Source organism: Virgibacillus sp. L01 (genome assembly GCF_052246775.1).
Classification (GTDB): Bacteria; Bacillota; Bacilli; order Bacillales; family Amphibacillaceae; genus Lentibacillus.
The window spans coordinates 44,513-64,713 of the sequence record NZ_JBQQCP010000002.1 but is presented as its reverse complement, the minus strand read 5'-3'; the positions used below and the strand labels follow the sequence as shown (position 1 = coordinate 64,713).

At 38.3% G+C, this 20,201-nt stretch carries 19 protein-coding genes and 1 other RNA gene; 5 read left to right on the top strand and 15 right to left on the bottom strand.

The genetic code is table 11. The features are described 5' to 3' along the window. The first annotated feature begins 174 nt into the window (after positions 1–174). Positions 175–657, top strand: a complete 483-nt coding sequence (locus ACTWQM_RS05375) for a CotY/CotZ family spore coat protein (protein WP_443257160.1) — start codon at positions 175–177, stop codon at positions 655–657. Positions 658–854: 197 nt separating this feature from the next. On the opposite strand, the gene ACTWQM_RS05370 is transcribed toward ACTWQM_RS05375, so the two are convergent. Both ACTWQM_RS05370 and ACTWQM_RS05365 read right to left on the bottom strand, forming a co-directional pair. Next, positions 855–1,832, bottom strand: a complete 978-nt coding sequence (locus ACTWQM_RS05370) for a phosphotransferase enzyme family protein (RefSeq protein ID WP_443257159.1) — start codon at positions 1,830–1,832, stop codon at positions 855–857. A gap of 64 nt (positions 1,833–1,896) precedes the next feature. Then, the gene (locus tag ACTWQM_RS05365; RefSeq protein WP_443257158.1) at positions 1,897–2,397 is read right to left on the bottom strand and encodes a GNAT family N-acetyltransferase; all 501 of its coding nucleotides are present in this window, start codon (positions 2,395–2,397) and stop codon (positions 1,897–1,899) included. A 285-nt stretch (positions 2,398–2,682) separates the two neighbouring features. On the opposite strand from ACTWQM_RS05365, the gene ACTWQM_RS05360 reads away from it, so the two are divergent. Beyond that, the gene (locus tag ACTWQM_RS05360; protein WP_443257157.1) at positions 2,683–3,630 is read left to right on the top strand and encodes a DMT family transporter; all 948 of its coding nucleotides are present in this window, start codon (positions 2,683–2,685) and stop codon (positions 3,628–3,630) included. A gap of 7 nt (positions 3,631–3,637) precedes the next feature. On the opposite strand, the gene ACTWQM_RS05355 is transcribed toward ACTWQM_RS05360, so the two are convergent. Continuing rightward, positions 3,638–5,083: an MDR family MFS transporter gene (locus ACTWQM_RS05355; protein WP_443257156.1), complete on the bottom strand. Its 1,446-nt coding sequence runs from the start codon at positions 5,081–5,083 to the stop codon at positions 3,638–3,640. A 116-nt stretch (positions 5,084–5,199) separates the two neighbouring features. Between ACTWQM_RS05355 and ACTWQM_RS05350 the strand changes: the two genes are divergently transcribed. Continuing rightward, positions 5,200–5,766, top strand: a complete 567-nt coding sequence (locus tag ACTWQM_RS05350) for a nucleotidyltransferase family protein (RefSeq protein WP_443257155.1) — start codon at positions 5,200–5,202, stop codon at positions 5,764–5,766. Positions 5,767–6,155: 389 nt separating this feature from the next. Here the strand turns inward: ACTWQM_RS05350 and ACTWQM_RS05345 are convergent, their stop codons facing one another. Next, positions 6,156–7,304, bottom strand: coding sequence for an AI-2E family transporter (locus tag ACTWQM_RS05345; protein ID WP_443257154.1), 1,149 nt, complete (start codon positions 7,302–7,304; stop codon positions 6,156–6,158). 138 nt (positions 7,305–7,442) lie between these two features. Here ACTWQM_RS05345 and ACTWQM_RS05340 point away from each other — a divergent pair, with 138 nt between their 5' ends. Together ACTWQM_RS05340 and ACTWQM_RS05335 are read left to right on the top strand one after the other, a co-directional pair. Further along, positions 7,443–7,982, top strand: coding sequence for a sigma-70 family RNA polymerase sigma factor (locus ACTWQM_RS05340; protein WP_443257153.1), 540 nt, complete (start codon positions 7,443–7,445; stop codon positions 7,980–7,982). Next, positions 7,960–9,375, top strand: a complete 1,416-nt coding sequence (locus ACTWQM_RS05335) for a DUF4179 domain-containing protein (protein ID WP_443257152.1) — start codon at positions 7,960–7,962, stop codon at positions 9,373–9,375. Before ACTWQM_RS05340 ends, ACTWQM_RS05335 begins: the two co-directional genes overlap by 23 nt. Before the next feature lie 65 nt (positions 9,376–9,440). Here ACTWQM_RS05335 and ACTWQM_RS05330 read toward each other — a convergent pair whose 3' ends face one another. From ACTWQM_RS05330 to ACTWQM_RS05280, 11 genes are all read right to left on the bottom strand, one after another. After that, entirely contained in the window at positions 9,441–9,812 is a 372-nt protein-coding gene (locus ACTWQM_RS05330; protein WP_443257151.1) for a VOC family protein, read from the bottom strand. A 169-nt stretch (positions 9,813–9,981) separates the two neighbouring features. Continuing rightward, on the bottom strand, positions 9,982–10,107 hold the full coding sequence (locus tag ACTWQM_RS05325) for a hypothetical protein (protein WP_443257150.1): 126 nt from the start codon (positions 10,105–10,107) through the stop codon (positions 9,982–9,984). A 4-nt stretch (positions 10,108–10,111) separates the two neighbouring features. Beyond that, a complete protein-coding gene (locus ACTWQM_RS05320; protein ID WP_443257149.1) occupies positions 10,112–11,524 on the bottom strand; it encodes a S8 family serine peptidase in 1,413 nt (470 codons plus the stop codon). 255 nt (positions 11,525–11,779) lie between these two features. Then, positions 11,780–14,221: a S8 family serine peptidase gene (locus tag ACTWQM_RS05315; RefSeq protein ID WP_443257148.1), complete on the bottom strand. Its 2,442-nt coding sequence runs from the start codon at positions 14,219–14,221 to the stop codon at positions 11,780–11,782. Positions 14,222–14,389: 168 nt separating this feature from the next. Further along, the gene (locus ACTWQM_RS05310) at positions 14,390–15,055 is read right to left on the bottom strand and encodes a response regulator (RefSeq protein ID WP_443257147.1); all 666 of its coding nucleotides are present in this window, start codon (positions 15,053–15,055) and stop codon (positions 14,390–14,392) included. Next, the gene (locus ACTWQM_RS05305; protein ID WP_443257146.1) at positions 15,052–16,890 is read right to left on the bottom strand and encodes a GAF domain-containing sensor histidine kinase; all 1,839 of its coding nucleotides are present in this window, start codon (positions 16,888–16,890) and stop codon (positions 15,052–15,054) included. The genes ACTWQM_RS05310 and ACTWQM_RS05305 overlap by 4 nt, the downstream gene beginning before the upstream one ends. Before the next feature lie 413 nt (positions 16,891–17,303). Beyond that, positions 17,304–17,484: non-coding RNA, 6S RNA (gene ssrS / locus ACTWQM_RS05300), on the bottom strand. A 64-nt stretch (positions 17,485–17,548) separates the two neighbouring features. Beyond that, positions 17,549–17,785: a sporulation protein gene (locus ACTWQM_RS05295; RefSeq protein ID WP_443257145.1), complete on the bottom strand. Its 237-nt coding sequence runs from the start codon at positions 17,783–17,785 to the stop codon at positions 17,549–17,551. A gap of 24 nt (positions 17,786–17,809) precedes the next feature. Beyond that, positions 17,810–17,947, bottom strand: a complete 138-nt coding sequence (gene sspL / locus ACTWQM_RS05290; RefSeq protein WP_375050941.1) for a small, acid-soluble spore protein L — start codon at positions 17,945–17,947, stop codon at positions 17,810–17,812. Positions 17,948–18,125: 178 nt separating this feature from the next. Next, positions 18,126–19,730, bottom strand: coding sequence for a fatty acyl-CoA synthetase (locus tag ACTWQM_RS05285; protein ID WP_443257144.1), 1,605 nt, complete (start codon positions 19,728–19,730; stop codon positions 18,126–18,128). 194 nt (positions 19,731–19,924) lie between these two features. Further along, complete coding sequence (locus tag ACTWQM_RS05280) at positions 19,925–20,194, bottom strand: FmdB family zinc ribbon protein (RefSeq protein ID WP_443257143.1); 270 nt, start codon at positions 20,192–20,194, stop codon at positions 19,925–19,927. Between the last annotated feature and the right edge of the window lie 7 nt (positions 20,195–20,201).

Sequence of the window (20,201 nt, the reverse complement as noted above, 5' to 3'; positions counted from 1 at the left end):
ATCTACTTTGATATCCAAGGCATTTAGGCTGACATTTTTAATATGCAGGTTGCTTCCCTGTCACCCCTTTCATGAAAGGTCCTGAAAAAGGCTAATCTATCAGACGATTTGTCCTTAACGTTTTTTGAAGACCTCCATATGCTGTAGAGATAGATGCAAAGGAGGTGAAATTATATGGGATGTGGTAGTAACAGTAACAATGATGTTGGCTTTGAGACAGATAACTGTGTATGTGAAGCATTGCGTGAAGTTTTAGCTGCCCAAGAAGAAAACAATAACAATAACAATGGCTGTACTACAAGTTGTGCAGGATTCGCATTAAATCCTGCCAGCAATGGACCAACTACAATTCCTTTTGTTCTAACAACTAAAGCAAACACTTTATTTTATTCATTTGGTAATATTGCTGATACAGACTGCTTCGTTAGCGTGTATTTTAAAGTAAGAGCTATCGATGAAAATTGTTGTGCGGTACTGGAAATATTGGAACCTAATGAGGGTAGAGAAATTTCTGGAAATGATTGTTGTGTACCTTTGAACCAAGTTTGTGCCGGTGGCGCTTTAGAATTAATGACAACAGGCCAATGTGTTACAGTTGATCTTAACTGTATTTGTGCAGTTCAATGTTTCGATCCATCAGTTGTAGCTAATGGCTAACTAATCAACATGATGATTAATCCAATAAAAGCTCAGGCTCCCCCCTGGGCTTTTTTAGCGGTTAAGCCAAAATACGATTTCATTATTTAAGCTAAAAAATAATAATAGTTATGATCATTAATATTATATTGTAAGAATAGTCGGTTTGTTCCAAATCATTAAAAGTTATTCTACTCCTTATTTCCTTACCGCACATTTTATTCGTTATCTTCGTAAAATTCCTCATCCCCGAGTCTGTCTGTCTTTAATTGCCAGATAAAAAGCTCAAGTGATCTGGCGTTAATCCAGTTTGTCCCCCAAACATCGTCATTCTGCAGCATTGTGCCTAACAGCCAAATTCTTCTCGTAGTTATGAACAGTGGCAAACTTTTTAAGTCATCTCCTCCTAAGTTCCGCTTCGCTAAGTAACCCTGTAAAAATGCCTCCCAGCATTCAGCTTCAAGGTTTTTGTAATTATTTTCCAAATTCCACCATGAAACGGCAACATCATATGCCCGGTATCCAATGGCACAACAATCGAAGTCGAATACTTCAATTGCTCCATCATGAATATGCATGTTGTGATTATGAAAGTCACCATGGCAAAATCCTATTTCCAGATTAAGCCCAGCTAAATCTGCTTTGAGATTTTCAACAACTATTTGCAGTGTTTCCTCTTCCTCACTTCCGAGGTATTTTTTCAAAATTGGTGAAATGACAGCTGCCGGCTCATCCAGCAAATGTTCCGTATCCAACGCAAAACCTCGCTCATAATTCGAGGTAAGCTTGTCCGATTTCTCATGAAGCTTACCAAGTGTTTCACCAATTACTTTTGAACTTTCAACGTTAATCTGTGGACGTTCTCCTTTTGAATAGGAAAATAACACCCCATAACGTAACCCCTCAGGTGCTTTTAACTCTGTCAAATAGTTGCCATCTCTCTTTTTAATCGGAAAAGAAACCCTACAACCCTCCAAACAGTTAATCGCATCCAGCTCAAACAAAATAGCTTCTTTATTCCGCCAGCCACCGCGATAAACCCTGTATATATAGGTCTCTTCTTCAGTCATAATGAGATATGTGTCATTTAGTCCACGTGCTAAAAAATCACACTGAACTGCTTCAATATCATAATCATTAAAAATTTGTTTGATTGTATCTGTGTTAATTAGTGAATGTCTTACCTGGATATCCAAAATCCTATTCCTCCAAAAAATAAGTGCTACTCTATAATTCTGAAAAAATCACGAAGATTCCTTCTTATTGAAAAAATAATACCATATGCTCTTCATCATAGAAAGTGTCTCCCAGTTTCACAGCGCGTTTATGGGTGCCAAACGGGACAAATCCCAAAGCATAATAAAGGCTTTTGGCTGAGTCACTCTTGGTCACAACAGATATGCAAACCTGTTCAACCCCATCAAGTGAATTCGCATGATCAATTGCTGTCTGCAATAACTGCTTGCTCACACCCCTGCCACGTTTATACGGCGTAACATACACGGCATAAATACTTGTTCGATGACCTATTTTTACCTTTGTTTCCCTTACCAAAGTTGCGACTCCAATCAATTCATTGCCCTCAAACGCGCCAAAATTATATGCGTTATCGGATTGAAACCTAACCTTGTACACATCCACCGAATTATTTTTTACTTCTTCGTAACTTGAAATAAAAGCTTCCGGACTATTAAGCAACGCTTCTAATCTCAGCTTTCGATACGCTTCAGCATCCTCTGGCTCCAATATACGTATATCCATTTATCCAACTCCCCCTATAGTTTTATAGATTATGCTCTAGTTTATTAAACAAAAACGTCTCCCCCCATAAGGACACGTTCTTCCATACCATTTTTATTCATAACAAACAGCAAATAACTTTATCAACTCATCCCCCATGACATAACCCCTCTCCAAATATAACAGTCGCTATTAATATATGTATCGTATCCTAGTATTCATGATATAAAATCGAAAAAAGAGTCTTATCTTTCGTCAGTTTCTGATATGATTATATTTAAAGACATTTGATTACGGGGTGCCATGATGAAAGCAATTTTAATTGGAATTTTTTCTGCTATATTCTTTTCCGTGACATTTATTTTAAACCGTTCGATGGAGTTAGAGGGAGGTAGCTGGGTTTGGAGCGCATCCCTCCGATTTATGTTTATGCTCCCCATGCTGCTAGTCATTGTCGGCTATAAACGGAACGTAAAACCAGTTATTCAGCATTTAAAAAAGCAACCGGTCCCATGGCTAGTTTGGAGTACAATTGGATTCGGCTTGTTTTATGCACCTATTACTTTTGCAACAATATTTGGACCCGGATGGCTCGTTGCGGCAACTTTTCAGATAACAATTATTGCGGGTTCACTATTAGTTCCCTTTTTAAACAAAAAGGCAAAACAAAGAATACCTGTTCAGAGCATATTTATTTCGCTGATTATCCTTTCCGGCGTGTTTGTGATGCAACTTGAACATGCGTCATCTGTCTCGTTAACCAGTGTTTTACTATGTGTCGTCCCATTGATCATATCTGCATTTGCCTACCCACTTGGAAATCGAAAAATGATGCAGCTTGTGAATGGCAATTTAAATACATTCCAGCGAATCCTCGGAATGACAATTGCATCGATGCCATTCTGGATTATTTTATCTATTTATGGAATTATAGCGCACAGCACACCAAACACAAGCCAATTACTGCAGACATTTATTGTCGCTGTTTCATCCGGTATCATTGCTACTGTATTATTTTTCTATGCAACCGAACTGGTCAATCACGACAACCGTAAACTCGCTGCCGTGGAGGCAACACAATCAGGCGAAGTTGTCTTCGCTTTATTTGGTGAACTGTTCCTGTTAAGCGCACCATTACCAAGCTTTATTTCATTTATCGGTATGGCACTTGTTATTGTTGGATTGATTTTACACAGTGTCATCTCTGCACTGGGAAATAGAAAAAATAAAAAAACGCTATACCACATGGCATAGCAGTTTTTTATTTTTCATTTTCTTCAGCAAGTTCCATTGCAGCACGGTCTTCAGCTGGTGTCGATCGTTTGATAAAGAATGCCAGTACCAGCCCTCCCAATGACAACCCTGTCGCAACGTAGAAGGCCACATTAACACCATGGATCATTTCACTTGGGTCAGCATCCGCACTCATATCCACTGCAGCAGCTGTCATCACTGTAACGAGAATGGCGGTACCAATCGATGCTGCAACCTGTCGCATTGTATTATTCATCGCCGTACCATGCGGTATTAATCGGGTTGGTAATTGGTTAAGACCAGCAGTAGTAACGGGCATCATCACCATGGAAATACCAAACATGCGAATCGCAAACACGACAGTGAGATAAGTCAATGACGTCTCCGTCGATAGATTCGTAAACATGAATGTGGTGATTGTAAGAATAGATAATCCAATAATCACCAGCCATCTGGCACCCACTCTGTCAAAAATCCGACCCGTTATCGGGGACATAAAACCCATCACTAATGCACCAGGCATTATCATCATTCCGGATTCAAGCGGCGTAAACCCAGCCATATTTTGCATATAAATCGGCAGGATTGTTTCAGCACCAATCAGTGCCATAAATACGATCATACCTATGGCGGTTGCAATTGTGAACCTCGGATATTTCAATACACGAAATTCCAGAATAGGTTGAACAAGTTTAAACTGCCGCAGAATAAATCCTGTCAGCGTAACCGCTCCAATAGCAAGGGATGTAAGTACGACCTGATCAGACCAACCATAATTACCAGCACTGCTGAATCCATACAACAACCCGCCAAATCCGAGCGTTGATAAAATGATGGAAAGAATATCAACCTTTGGATATGTCTGTGTGGTCACATTTTTCATAACAAAATAAGCAACAATAATATCAATAAGCGCTAATGGTAAAATAATGAAAAACATCACACGCCAAGGGTAATTCTCTACAACCCATCCGGAAAGCGTTGGACCGATAGCTGGGGCAAACGATATTACCAAACCGACCGTCCCCATAGCAGTACCTCGTTTTTCGATTGGAAAAATTAATAGAAATATAGTCATCATTAATGGCAGCATTATCCCTGCGCCAGACGCCTGAACAACCCTTCCGACCATTAAAACAAAGAAATTTGGTGCAATACCACAAATCAGCGTTCCCACCGCAAAAGTAGACATTGCCGTAAGTAATAATTTTCTGGCCGTAAATGTCTCTATTAAAAAAGCTGTGATAGGAATCATAATCCCATTCACCAGCATAAAAATAGTCGTTAACCACTGTGCAGTGCTTTCAGTTAAATTAAAATCGGCCATAATCGGCGGAATAGCCGTAGCCAGTAACGTTTGATTTAAAATCGCCAAAAAAGCACCTGATAGCAGTACAGCAACAATCGGAAACTTATTTAACTGTTGTACATTTTCTTGCTCATTATTTCCCATACAACACCTCTCCTTCTCAGCTGCTGTTTTTGTACACGTATTGAATTATATGGAAAATAACAAGCAAGGTCAATAATGTTGTATAATGTAAATAAAAAATTCTAAGTGGAAGTATGATGATAATGAAAAGTACAGAGGATATTATCCAGGCTATCCAAGCTGACAAATGGATGATGGATATCGTAAAGGCAACGCAAGAATTACAGCTGCCGGATTGGTGGATCTGTGCAGGATTTGTACGATCAAAAATTTGGGATGCCCTGCATGGATTCGATGAACGCACTGTTGTCCCTGATATTGATGTCGTGTACTTTGATGAGGGCACTATTGATGAGACAGAGGAAAAACGATTAGAAGAAGTATTGCACGAGCTATTACCTGACGTCCCTTGGTCCGTTAAGAACGAAGCACGTATGCATGTGCGTAATAACATGGATCCTTATAGCAGTACAGAAGATGCCATAGCAAAGTTCCCAGAAACAGCAACCGCTTTGGGAGTGAAACTAAATCAGGATGGTGATCTGATTTTGACAGCACCCCATGGCGTAGATGATGTGCTCAACATGGTAGTTCGCCCGACACCATATTTTGCGGAATCTGCTGAACTTCTTAAAATTTATAAGCATCGAGTTATGAAGAAAAATTGGTCGATGAGATGGGATATGGTTAAGGTGGAAATTTAGGTGCTGTTGTCGCGCGAGTTTCCGATTTGTCGCGCGAGTTGCGGCTGCTGTCGATCGAGTTTCCGGGTTGTCTCTCGAGTTGAGGCTTCTGTCGCGCGAGTTCCCGGGTTGTCGCTCGAGTTGAGACTGCTGTCGCGCGAGTTACAGCTGTTGTCGATCGAGTTGCGGTCCCTGTCGCTCGAGTTTCCGGGTTGTCGCGCGAGTTGAGGCCCCTGTCTCTCGAGTTTCCGGGTTGTCGCGCGAGTTGAGGCCTCTGTCGCTCGAGTTTCCGGGTTGTCGCTCGAGTTGAGACCTCTGTCGCTCGAGTTCCCGGGTTGTCGCGTTACATATATAGAATAATACAAAATAAAAAAGAAGCACCCAATTAATTCAGGTACTTCCCGTAAAATTTATTCATGCTCATAGGTGCCATATTCTTCACCATAATACCGGTTATACCGTTGCTTAAATTTAGTATACAAATACTGAACGATTACTTTCAATATTGCATAGCCCGGAATACCAAGAATCACACCAACGACTCCAAACAGGTTCCCTGCAACTAATAACACGATAATAATTGTGAGTGGATGAACACTCATTGTTTTTCCCATAACATTAGGTGATATGAAATTCCCTTCCAGAAATTGAACTGCGGCCCAAACAATAGCTAATTTAAAAAACATAAATGGCGAAGCAACCAGCGCAATGATGATTGCCGGCGATATAGCTATCATCGGCCCAAGATATGGGACTACACTCGTTATTCCTGCAATAACCGCAAGCGTTATCGCATAATCCAGCCCAATGATCAAGTAACCAATATATAAAAGAATACCGATACATGAAGCTACAATGATCTGACCTTGAATGTAAGATCCCACCTGAACGTCCATATTTTTAAGGATTTGATTTGCGTCGTCTCTATATCTTGGCGGCAAAATTTTTACACAGAACTCCTTAAATCGGTCCCCATCCTTTAACAGGAAAAATAGGATGAAAGGAAATGTAATAATAGAAACAACTACACTAGTAAGCGTACTAGCAACATTCTGGACACTTTCTAGAGCGCCGCCAATATACTCTCCAATTCTGCTAGTCAGATTACTGAGGTTGGATGTAAGCCAGTTGTATCCCTGATCATAATAAGGTGCCAAAAATGAATTTTGAACCCATGACTTAATTCCTTCTCCCATTTGCTGTAAGTATTTTGGAAAATTAGTAGCCAAATCTTTAACCTGAGTTTCAATAGCCGGTGCCGTAAGTAAAATCACACCAGTAAGGAACCCACTAATACCAAGAATAATAATGACAATTCCCCAAATTCGCTTAATATGTAAACGCTGCAGGAGATTTACAATTGGATTTAACAAATAGTAAGCTATAAAGGCTAATATAACTGGCGGTAAAACAGTTGAGAAAACGATAAGTATTGGATTAAAAATGAATGAAACTTTGGTATAAATTAATATTGCAATACCTATCAGAATCAGCAGAATTAATCCGAAAAAAAGATCCCGTCCACCAATAAAATTCATAAATCGACTTTCTGACTTCATAGCACCCCTCCTTGATATACAAATTATAGATTATATTGTAGAAAAATTCCATATTGAGGGGCTATTAAACTTGCGACAACATATTTTTGAAACTTTTTTTAACGCTAATTGCTCTAACGTGTGAAAGGAGGTTACAACTTGGAAAACTTGGACCTTGTTGACAAAGCAATAAATGGGGACGGACAAGCATTTGAAACCCTAGTAAAAAATGAAAGTGAGAAATTGTACAAAACGGCTTTTCTTTATGTACGAAACAAAGAAGATGCATTAGATGTTCTGCAAGAGACGATTTATAAAGCTTTTGTATCTATAAAACAGGTAAAACAACCCCAGTATTTTCACACATGGCTAACTAAAATATTAATTCGTACAGCATACGACATAATAAGAAAGCGAAAAAAAGTTGTATTAGATGAAAATATTATTGATAATATGCCGGCCGAACCCAGTACAAATATTGAGGACAAACTGGACACATTAAACGCAGTAACCAGATTGAATAAGGACTATCAAACAGTAATCATCCTATTTTATTATCATGATCTCAATATATATCAAATATCGGAAATACTGGAAAAACCAGAAAACACCATTAAGACTTATCTGCGCCGGGCAAAGATTGAATTAAAAAAGATAATTGGGGGAGTGGATAACAATGTTCAAAGAGCAATTCAATAAAGAAATTAATGAAATAAATGTTGAAAAGAGTGAAATATTCGATGCAATTGACAAAGGAATAGAAAAGGGACGAAATGAAAAAACGCCAAAAAGAAAGTCAAAGGCTAAAATTTTCGGAACTATTGCATCAGTTGCTGCCAGTACATTCTTAGCATCCGGTTTGGTTTTTGCACCAATTACAAATGTATTAGCATCTGTACCTTTACTAGGCTCTATCTATGAGAACTTCAGCATGCAGATTGGATCGCAATTATCAAAAAGCGGTTTAGTCACAGAACTACACCAAGATGCAACAAGTAATAATGTAGATATTACAATCACAAGTGCTTACTATGATGGAAATGTTATTGGCATTACATTTAAGGCTCAAGGTGATCGTTTATCTTTAGATAATGTTGGTGGAGATAAAGGACCTGAAACTGGATATGGTTTCCACCTGTTTGGTGGCGATGAACAGGAACAATGGTCCTCATCTATGACTGGATTGGAAGAAACTGAAGATGGTTACGTTGCTGCTATGGAGTTTGAAAGTCCTGATGCTAAGTTACCTGAAGATTATAATCTCCCATTAACATTCACCTCCATAGCAGGAGTAAAGGGAAATTGGACATTCAATATACCGGTTCAGCAAATTCCTTCAGAAACAATTTATACTCAAGTAGAAAGTACATTTAAAGACTATTCGATTAAAATGGAGTCAGTTGAAAAAGGGAAAGCAACAACAATGTTGAATTATAAGGCCTCATTTCCTTTAGCTGGTAAAAATGACGATATAAGATTGACGGTTGTGGATAACGAGAAAAATGAATTATCAACTAGGCATGCAGCAGTCTTAGAAACCGAACAGAATGGTGAATTAGTTGAGAAAGAAACACGAGAGTTATTTGACAGCAAGATTAGTGACAAAGCAGAATACCTAACTGTTTACCCTGAAATAGTACAAAACGAAGAAGACACCGTTACATCAGTCGATCAGACTACCCCATTTATGGTGGAAAGTGAGAGATTTGATTATAGTATCAGAGTTAATAAAGTAGAACTAAACAAGGATAAACTTATATTGGATTACAATGTACAAAACATAGACACGGATACTATTAGAAAGGATATTGTTCAAGGCTTTGCTAATTTTATTATGTTAATTAAGTCCGACAATATCTATAGAGATGAAAATGGTGATCTGGAGATGGTAAAGATGCTCGAAAACAGGATTAGGAGTAAAACGGCGAAAATAATAGCCGAGAAAAAATTACATTTTAAATCAACTTATACAATAGAGAATCCTGATGAATTTAATATCAGAGACTTCTCAATAATGGTTCCATTTGGTACGCTAAGCGCAAATGATGAACCTATTAAAATGGACCCAATAAAAATCGACTTAAAGAAATAATAATTGTTCGTTCAGCAAAAGGCTTTGGGGATATTTTCCTCAAAGCCCTCTTAAGTCTATTTAAGCTAGTCCTCCCACTCCAGAAACTCCAGCCTATTTCCAAATGGATCAAACACATAAAAACGGTTTGCTCCAGGAAGCCGTTCATCTGTTTTAAATGCAACATCCTTCTCATCCAAATACTGTTTCATTGCTCCTATATTTTTTACTTGAAAAGCTGGGTGCGCTTTTTTAGCTGGAACAAATGGTTCTTCAATTCCAATATGTATATGAACATTCCCTGCCTGGAACCAAACACCACCATTCTTCTTTAATAGTGCTGGCTTTTCAACCTCTTCAAAGCCTAATTTATTCTGATAAAATTCACGCGCCTGATTTTCGCCGTCCCTAGGAGCTGCTAATTGGATATGATCAATTTTTTCATATATAAAAGACATGTAATCCCTCCTTACTAGTATTATACCGTCCCTCCTTTATTAAAGATAATACAATTTAGATATCACCCTTATAAAGTTTTACTTATCGTATAGAATCGTTAGGAAAAATGGTAATCGCCAAGCCCTAATGACGATTACCTTCGTTGCACTGATTTCAGTAAGAAATTATCTATACTTTTGTATGAAAATAACTCTGGTAAATAATTTTCACGATAGATGGTGGCTGCGCATTTGGCAGCCATGGTGGTTTCTTAACTGCCAAAAAAGGACCAGCTCCAATAGTAACTGATCCCACATTGTTACTCTATTAACTTTTCATCAAACGCCAACTCAACTGCATCATAGGCATTTACATAACCTGCTCCAACTTCCCAAGCTTTGTAGTCTGATATCGGTGTTGCTGACTGTTGGATGATATCTTTCACCTCTTCAGGCGTCAATTGCTGATTAGCATCAAGCATTAAAGCAACTATTCCAGCAACGTGTGGTGTAGCCATCGATGTTCCGCTCATTGTTGTGTAATATGGTAGATATTCCGTCTCAATATATTGGAGATCTTTATCCAATGCTAATGATGATACCGGTGCGATAACTCTTGAAGAAATAATATCAACTCCCGGTGCGGTAATCGATGGTTGGTCTTTCCATGTCCATGTTTCGCCATCAATCTCAATTGTTCCGCCTCCATCAGTAGTCCCACGCGACGAAAAGTCTGCTAGTTGACCGTCTTTTGTACCCGCTGCAACAGAAATGACCCATGGTGCTTTTGCATATGGGTTATGTGTATCTTCAGCGGGTCCTTCATTTCCAGCTGCGAATAATACCGTAATGCCACTATCATACGCTTCCTTACTAGCGATATTTATTGGATCATTCGGATCGAAATCTCCTGTTGATCCCCAGGAATTTGTAATTACACGAACTCCATATTCTTCCTGATGTTCGATTGCATAATCGAACCCACCAAGAGCATCTAAGATAGATAATGCCGCACCTGACCCATAGCCAATCAGATCGGCACCTGGAGCAACGCCTTCATGTTTTCCATCAGACATTTCCCCAGTACCGCCGACGGTTCCAGCTACGTGAGTTCCATGACCTGAGTTACTATCGGTATTTGGTACATTTTCCAGATAAGTGGCAGGCAATAACCCTGGTGCCAAATTACTTAAGTTTAAACTTCCCATAACGTTTTGTACTAAATTTTCACCAAACAGTAAATCCTGATGTGTTCCATCAACTCCACTATCATTAACAACAACACCTACCCCTTCACCGGTGACAGGTATTCCGCCATTCTGTACTGTCATTTGTTCATCAGAATGAACTTGATCAACACCCGTTAATTCCGTAGAGTCAGCATTGAAATATTCTAGATTTTGATTTAAATAAACAGAACGAACATCTTCCTTATTTTTCAAGTCCTCTACTTGATCTGCAGTAGCAATTGCAGCTATCATTGGCAGAGACTTAAGAGAAATTCCATCTGTAATTCCTATTCTTTCTAATAGATTCAAATTGGATGATGTAGGTTCTTTACCACCATCGAAGGTAACAATAACCTGAAAACTCCCTATACCGTCTGCAATTTCCTCTTCCAAAATTGGTCCAATCGCAACTGAATTCGTTGCAGCATCTGCTTTAGATTGCCCAATAATCAGTAGTGGGAAAAGTAAAAATGATAATAATGTAAAATAAATAAACTTTTTCATGAGCTTCTCTCCCTATTTTAATAGAATTTTCTTCCAATTATATTATCTATTAAAAGAGAATTGCTTACATCGTACAAATGGCATGAAAAAATTGGGAAAGTACAAGTTGATTCACACAAAAGTCCTGCGTCATAATCTGTAATCGTGTACATACTACTATTAATGTGAAAAAACCAGCCCCCTCTAAGAAAGCTGGTCTTAGTGACTCATATAATTGTAGATAGTAAAACTTAAATACACCTTCAATTATTTTGCTTAGTTAAAAAAAGCATTATAATAACGAGTCATTGCTACCGCAAAATCACCCCGTAATACATCTTGGTTTGGTGAGAAGCTGGCAGTTATAGTTGGTTCATGGTCATATGAACCCTGAACAACTGAGAAGTCTGCATTAATAATATTTAAATCCAGCGCCAATTGAACATAACCTTTTAATTCATCAGGTATATCTTCCGCATCTTCAATGGCAATGCGTTCATCCTTATACTGTACAGTCACATCTCCCGAAAATTCCTTAGCCTTCTCTTGAAGACCTAAACTTTGCACAAGTGAGTAAGCAAGATTGGCTCTAGTTACACTATTTTTTGCTTGAAAATCACCGTTAGTAGCTAACATTACACCATTCTGTATTTGTTGCTTATCCTTTAAGGTAGCCCCTTTTTGAAGAACAGCAGAAACAAAAGGAGATAAATCTGTTGCAGAACTAGATTGTCGGATTCCAGCACCCATCACTAAATATTGTGCTAGCTCATCTCTTGTTAAAGCATTATCCGGCTTGAACTTATCACTGGTATACCCGTCAAGTAACCTTTCTTTAACACCCATTTGGATAGCTGCTCCAGCGGGATGGCCATTAATATCATTTAATCCCGAAAAGCCGCTCACCTCCGTAAAGGCTAACGTTCCTTGTACAGTTTCAGGTAAAGCAGTTCCAACGGAATTCTCTTCAACACCACGAAGCCCACGAATTTCCGCCTTCCATGTTCCAGACATAGGAGCATTTACAGATACGGTTCTGTCCCAATATAAGGTAAATAAAACACTGATTCCTGAACTATACTCTGTACCATCTGGGGCAATGAGGACCAAATTAATTGGGTTCCCGGTTTCTTCCATTAACCCCTTACCGTTCACTTGTGCCACTAGGCTTCCTACTCCTTCTTCCACTTCAAAAGAATATTGATTGTCAGAAACAGCAGTTACCGGATTATAGTCCACTTCAAATTCTTTTCTGGTAGTAGTTGATTCCACATTGCTATTAAATGTTTGGTTCATATTTACGGTACTTCCATATTCCTTAGTTACATCAAAAGCTAAATCAACTGCCGCAAAAGCATTTACATACCCTGCTCCGACTTCCCATGCTTCATAACCTGGCATATTTGTAGCTGTCTGTTGTAAATAATTTTTTACTTCTGTCGGTGACAATTCCGGATTTGCTTCTAGCATTAATGCCACAATTCCCGCTACGTGCGGAGTCGCCATAGAAGTTCCACTCATCGTTGTATAATATGGCAAATAAGCAGGCTCTATTAACTCTGCATCCTTGTCTGCCGCTAACGAAGAAACAGGTGCAATTACCCGTGTTGAAATAATATCAACACCCGGTGCAGTAATAGTAGGCTCATCTTTCCATGTCCATGATTCCCCATCAACTTCAAATGTGCTGCCTGCACCTTTAGTTCCGCGAGATGAGAAATCTGCTAAAGTGCCGTCTTTTTCCCCTGCCGCGACAGAAATGACCCAAGGAGCTTTAGCATAAGGATTATGCGTATTTTCTCCAGGACCTGAATTCCCAGCAGCAAATAATACTGTTATTCCACGATCAAAAGCTTTCTTACTTGCTATATTAACTGGGTCATTTGGATCAAAATCACCCGAAGAACCCCATGAATTTGTAATGACTCGTATGTCATATTCAGTTTGATGTGTAATCGCATAGTCAAATCCACCTATAGCATCTAGTATAAATAATCCAGCACCAGATCCGTAACCAATCAAGTCTGCACCTGGGGCAACTCCTTCATGCTTTCCGCTAGACATTTCACCAGTACCTCCGACGGTCCCTGCCACATGTGTTCCATGACCTGAGTTTGTGTCTGTATTAATCACACCTTCTGCATAAGTAATTGGTAGTAGTTCTGGTGCCAAACTATTTAAATTGGCATTTGCCATTACATTTTGTACTAAATGATCTCCAAACTCGATATCCTGGTGGGTGCCATCCACACCACTATCGTTGACAACAACACCAATTCCATCACCAGTAACAGGAAACCCACCATTCTGTTTCCTCATTTGATCATCTGTACGCACTTTATTGACGCCTGTTAAGGCAGTAGAGTCTGCGTTAAAATACTCAAGTTTACGATTTAGATAAACTGAACGAACAGTGTCTTCCTTCTTTAATGCATCAATTTGTCCTTTAGTAGTAACTGTAGCTACCATTGGCAAAGATTTTAATGATAGTCCTTTGTTAATGCCAATATGTTCTAGTAGGTTTAGATTGTCTGAGGTAGGTTTTTTATCACCATAAAAAGTAATAATAACTTCAAATTCACTCTCACCTGAAGCAATTGCATTTTCAAGCTGTGGGCCAATTGCAACTTTTTTTGTAGCATCTACTGTAGTCAAACCCAAAAACAAAAGTGAAAGTAATAGCCCGGACACTAACGTTAAAGCAGTCAATTTCTTCATTTAATCTCCTCCTAATTTTTAAAAGAATTTTCATTCAATTCAATTATGAATTAGAGAAGACTTTATTTCTATCAAACATAGGTAATAAAACCAACTATAGACGAACTATTTACAGCTAGTACAAAAGTAGTATCCGTTTAATACTTTATATGTGGTGTTTAATAATTCTTATTCTTCTCCTTTACGAATGTGTGATATAGGTACAAGTTGATTTTGGACTGCATGAATAATAACTTGGGATCTACTCTTAACGTTAAATTTCTTAAATATTTTACTTACGTGTATTTTAACAGTTTTATCACTTATAAAAAGTTTTGTAGCAATCTCTTTATTACTTAATCCCTCAAGTAAACACATTAAAACTTCTTTTTCGCGTTCACTAAGTTCATTTGATTTATCGGGTTCTGCCTCGTTTTTTTGTTGGTGAAAAGATAGCAATTTTTTCGTCATAGAAGGCTGAATTACAGATTCACCGTTTGCAATTGTTTTTATCGCTTGAATTACTTGTTCAGATGGGGAATCCTTCAATAAATAACCGTCCGCACCTTCACGAATAGCTGCCATAAAGTACTCATCGTGACTATACATCGTTAAGATACAAACTTTTATAGATGGATAATTCTTTTTTATAATTCTAGTTACTTCAATCCCACTATGGCCTGGCAAATTAATATCCATTAAAACAATATCCGGATCTATTTGTTCAATTTTGTGTAGCGCATCTTCTTCAGAAATTGCCTCACCAACTACTTTTATATCACTTTCCAAGTCAATTATATTTTTTAATCCGTCACGCAAAACCGCATGGTCATCAACTAACATTATTTTTATCACACTGTTCTTCCCCCTTCTAAGTCCATTTTAGGTATTATAATCGATATTTCAGTTCCAGTTCCTTTTTTACTATTAATTTGCAATGATCCATTAATCTTTTCTATGGACTCATTCATATTTAAAATACCAAAATGAGAAGTGTTTTCAGCTTTAATCATTTCATCAAATAATGAGAATCCAACACCAAAGTCCTTAATACGCAACAATATTTGCTGCGACTGATAACTCAGTAAAACATCGATTTTTTCTGTTTTACTATGCTTTATACAATTTGTAATAGATTCTCGTAAAACATCAAACAGTACCTTTTCAGTCATAGAACTCAACCGTTCTTCTACACCCCTGACTTCAAAATTTATATCCATCTTGTATTCACTGCTAACCTCTTCTACCTTCTTTGTTATAGCTGACATTAAGCCTATTTTTTCTGTTGGGTATGGCCGTAACGCATAAATGGATTCTCGGACTTCTTTTAAGCTATTGCGTAACTTTAAAATACTGCCCGATATCATTGATAACGTCTCCTGTGGCTTGTTTGTGAACTTTCGCTCTGCTGTTTCCAAATTCATAATGGCTCCAGCAAGTGATTGAGCAACCCCATCATGGATTTCTCTAGCAATACGATTTCTTTCTTCAAGAAGTAACCGCTTTTCCTGCTCTTTAATAAGTGTTCTTGTTTTCATAACAATGGCCAATTGATTGGCAAAAGATGTTATCGAGCTTATATCATCTTCCACAAAGCTTTTTGTTCTGCTCCTAGCAACAATAAGAATACCAAAGACTTCCCTTTCAATTATAAGTGGAGCGTAGACAAATGACTTAAGGTTTTGATCAAAACAAGTAGATGCAATTCCAATATCATGTTTTCGGTTGTCATAAAGAACCGGTTTTTCCATATTCGCCATTATCCGGAAGTCCTCTTTGTTAAGGTCAATATTGCCTTTCACCGCCCCTTGCTCAAACCTTTTGCACCAACCATCACCTTCCTTAAACCATAATACACTTGCATCTACATCGATGAAGGCCTTAAAACTTGCCTTTAGTCCATCAAGCCAGTCTTCTGTTGGAACCATCGTATTTAACTCTGAAGTAATTGAAAATAATGCTTTCAACCTGCTTTTTTCCGTTCTTAAGCGAAAGATGACAGCACTTAATAGTGATAGTCCAACAAGGGGTGAAAAAAAGAAGAAGAATGAAAAGAAGTCAATTTCGCCTCTATTTTGGCTGCCAAGTAAAAACAACATAAAGCCATAGCCTAATGAAATAATAAAACTGGTACCCTCTGATAACGTTTTTTGTTTCCAGGAATTCAATGAATAGGTTTGTGGGCGTAACCACAACACAATATCAACTAATATATTATTTATTAGATGAAATAGAAGTAAAATCAATCCGTATTTAATAAATTCATCAATAAAGGAAGAATTAAGAAAAATAATATCATCAAAAAACTCAGTTAACTTCACAGCGATGTAAAAGCTTAAAATTAGTTGTGCGGGGTTAAAAAAAACAATACGAATTGGACGGCGACTAATCAGATTCACCAAAAGTACAACACTCGCTAAAACAATAACTGTATAACCTAGACCAAAAACCAGGTAAAGTGTAAACATGATTGGGAAATTGATTGCTGTATTTCCTTTCCAAACAGGTATAGGGTAATATTCACAAATCGCTAGAAACACTGCAAATAAAAGTAGAATGATTGGTTCTTTTGGGGATCCTTGCAACTGAAATATATGTATTAAAGCTAGTCCAAATCCTAAAACTGATATTCCAATCATAAATATTTTTGCATTTGCTTCCTTATTTTGTAATAGTTGCCGGAATTTCATTTTAGCCCCCCTCACGTACCAAAGTTTATTCAATTTTATACGATGTTACTACTTATGCCAAACTTAAAAATAATTAAAAAAGTCCAGACTAGTCTAATGAGTAACTCACTAACCAATCTAGACCCAAACCGCATTGGTTTGTATTGCTATTCTCCCAAATACTCAAATAAATTCCAATTCACTAAACGAAGTATTTAACTAATATTAAAGAACAATATTTTATTGAAGAAAAGTTAGAAAACTTGGCTAATCGTTAAAGGGACTCTTAGAAAACGTTTTTTGCTATCATAGAGTTCCTTATACTTTGGAGTGCAAGCCTTAGTTGCACTTATACAGTAAGCAAGTAATTATCCTTTCTAATATATCAAAAAGGCCAGCTCTCCATCTAGGAAACTGGCCTGTCATTTAAAAAGTTATCAGCCACAATTGCCGTATTTTCATAAAAAGTTTAAACCACCACTTCGCAAAGTGGGTGTTTGCAGAAACCTTCCTGTCTTCCACACGATCGAGGCACGACATTAGAGTTTCAATGTAAAACTCCCTATTCATATGTTAGAGGTTAAACTAAAATTAATACGCACATTGCAGCTTATAAATATATATTACACGATTACCCACCCAGATTCAATGGGAATTTTAACCTATTTTGAAAACGGTTTCAAAACAATAACTCATATACTTCTGTTAATTCCTTTACGCGAATATCGTTTTCTACATTCCTGGCATAGGCTAATTCCCTTTCCAATACGGAATCCAGATAGGCCATTTCTTCTTCATCCAGGTTTCTGACAAACTCTCCTTCATTCTTATAACCTTCCGTTTCAAGCTTTTTATCAATCTTTTGACACATATCATTTTCACTATAATTCGCTAATGACTCACGCAGATAATTCAATGTATTATCGATAACCCTCACCCTTTATTTCGTGTTCTTTTTCTTGGCACGTTGTTCGAGCTGCGATTTTGGCCGCTGATCAGCAGCATCTTCGGTTAACCCCTGTTGATTAACACTTGAATTCACTCTGCGCTTGCTTCTGTTATCCTCTTTTTCACTCATAACATAAACACCTCCACTTAATAGTGTTTCAAATTGTAGGGCTTTTATGCTTAAATAAGGTGCCCTGAAACCAGGACACATTTAGACTTTATCGTTTATTTATCAATACCGCATCGAACTTTATCGATTCGACAGTTTTGTCCGGCTAATCCTCCCTAAAGTCAGGCCATCCCAAGCACTACTTTTCCCCAAGCTTTTCATATTTATCACGTAATGACCGTTTCAGTACCTTTCCACTTGGGTTCTTTGGCAATTCGTCAGCGAAATCTACATACTTTGGAACCTTGAATTTTGAAAGTCTCTCCCTGCAAAATTCAGCAACACCTTCTTTTGTAAGATGAGCACCCTCTTTTGCCACAATTATTGCCGCTACAGCTTCAATCCAATAGGCATCAGGGATTCCAACTATAGCAACTTCGGAAACACCGTCCATTTGATAAATAGTCTCCTCCACTTCCCGGCTCGAGACGTTGACACCGCCTGTATTAATCATATCTTTCTTGCGATCAACAATCGTAATGTAGCCTTCCTCGTCCATTACACCTAAATCTCCACTGTGAAACCAGCCACCCCGAAATGCCTCGGCTGTTTTTTCCGGATCATGTAAATATCCCTTCATCGTATGTGGTGTCCGGTGAACAATCTCGCCTGTTTCACCGCGAGCAACTTCCTTGTCATTATCATCAACGATTTTTGTTTGTACATTTAAGGTTGCCACACCAGCTGATCCTAATTTCCGCAATTGATCTTCTGGCTGCAATGCTGTTGCAAGTGGCGCCACCTCAGTTTGTCCGTAAAAGTTCCAAAACTTCGCATTCGGTAAACGCTCGGCAAGCTCTTTTAAAATTTCCCGTGGCATAATTGCTGCACCATAGTAGCATTTTTCCAGCGTCGATAAATCACGTTTATCAAAATCCGGATGCCGCAGTAATGCAATCCAGACGGTTGGTGGCGCAAATAGCTGTGTTGCACCTTCCTCTTCAATTGTTTGTAAAATAACCTCAGGACTTGCCGCACCAAGGATTATTCCACTTGATCCAACATAAACACTCGGTCCTAAAAATACATGTAACTGTGCACTATGATATAACGGTAATGCATGAATCGCCACATCTTCAGCTGCCATTTTCCCATCTACAATGGAGCTTACATACTCACTAATTAAGCTCTTATGGGAAAGCATAACTCCTTTAGGCCGTGATTCCGTCCCACTTGTATACAATACATGAGCGAGATCATCATCATCAATATCAACATCTACAATATCATTAGGACGACCATCACGTGCATCGGACAACGATACCCAAGAGGAGAGTTCTCCTTCATATGTTCCTAAGGTATCCATCAAATAGCGCTGCCTGATATCCAGCCTTCCAGCAGATTTATTCAAAACCGGTGCATATTCCTCTGAGGCAATAAATGCACTAACCTCCGCATGTTCCAAAATATATGCCACATCTTCAGTTGAAAGCATATAGTTAATCGGAATCATAACTGCCCCAATTCTGGCTAAAGCAAAGTTTGCTATCACAAAGTCCAAACTATTTTTGGACATTACCGTCACCATATCACCTTTTTTCATTCCGTCAGCCAAAAAGGCATGCGCCGTTTGGTTCACTAAGTTATCCAGTTCCGCATAATTCAACCGTTGTCCCTCGTACGTAATTGCTAACTTCTCGGGCATTCGGTCACGCGTCCGAGCTAACAAATCTCCAAGCGTATTTCGTCTTGCCCGCTGCAACATCTTGCCAAGATCACCATGTACATTTGTTTCTGTGTTCATATTCCCACTCCTCAAATGATTTTTTCGATGACTTATGTGCTGAATATTCTTTGTTTTAGTTTAATTCAGATAAATATAAAGTGCAATAGGAAACTGTAGTTGCAACGCTCAGTAAGCTTATAACTTTACAATTGATCACCATTACGCAAAACAAAAAATCCACCTCTACATGAAGATGGATTTTTTCAGACGATTTAATTTCCTGCTTGCCAGGGTCTTGATGCGGTTGGTCTTCTATTCATGCTTTTAGGCAGACTATTTTTATTTACTATTCTAGGTTCCATTCCATTCTCAATCCGTCTCTTTATTAGGCCATCCATTTTAAAAGTTATCGGAGGTTTAAAAACCCGTTTTGCAATCCCACCGCATACAGGACATTCCGCCTGCTGTTTGTTCCCCTCCATGTGCTGATTCCACAATGTAAAATGACCACATGTTTCGCAACTAAATGAATAACTCGGCATGCCAGCT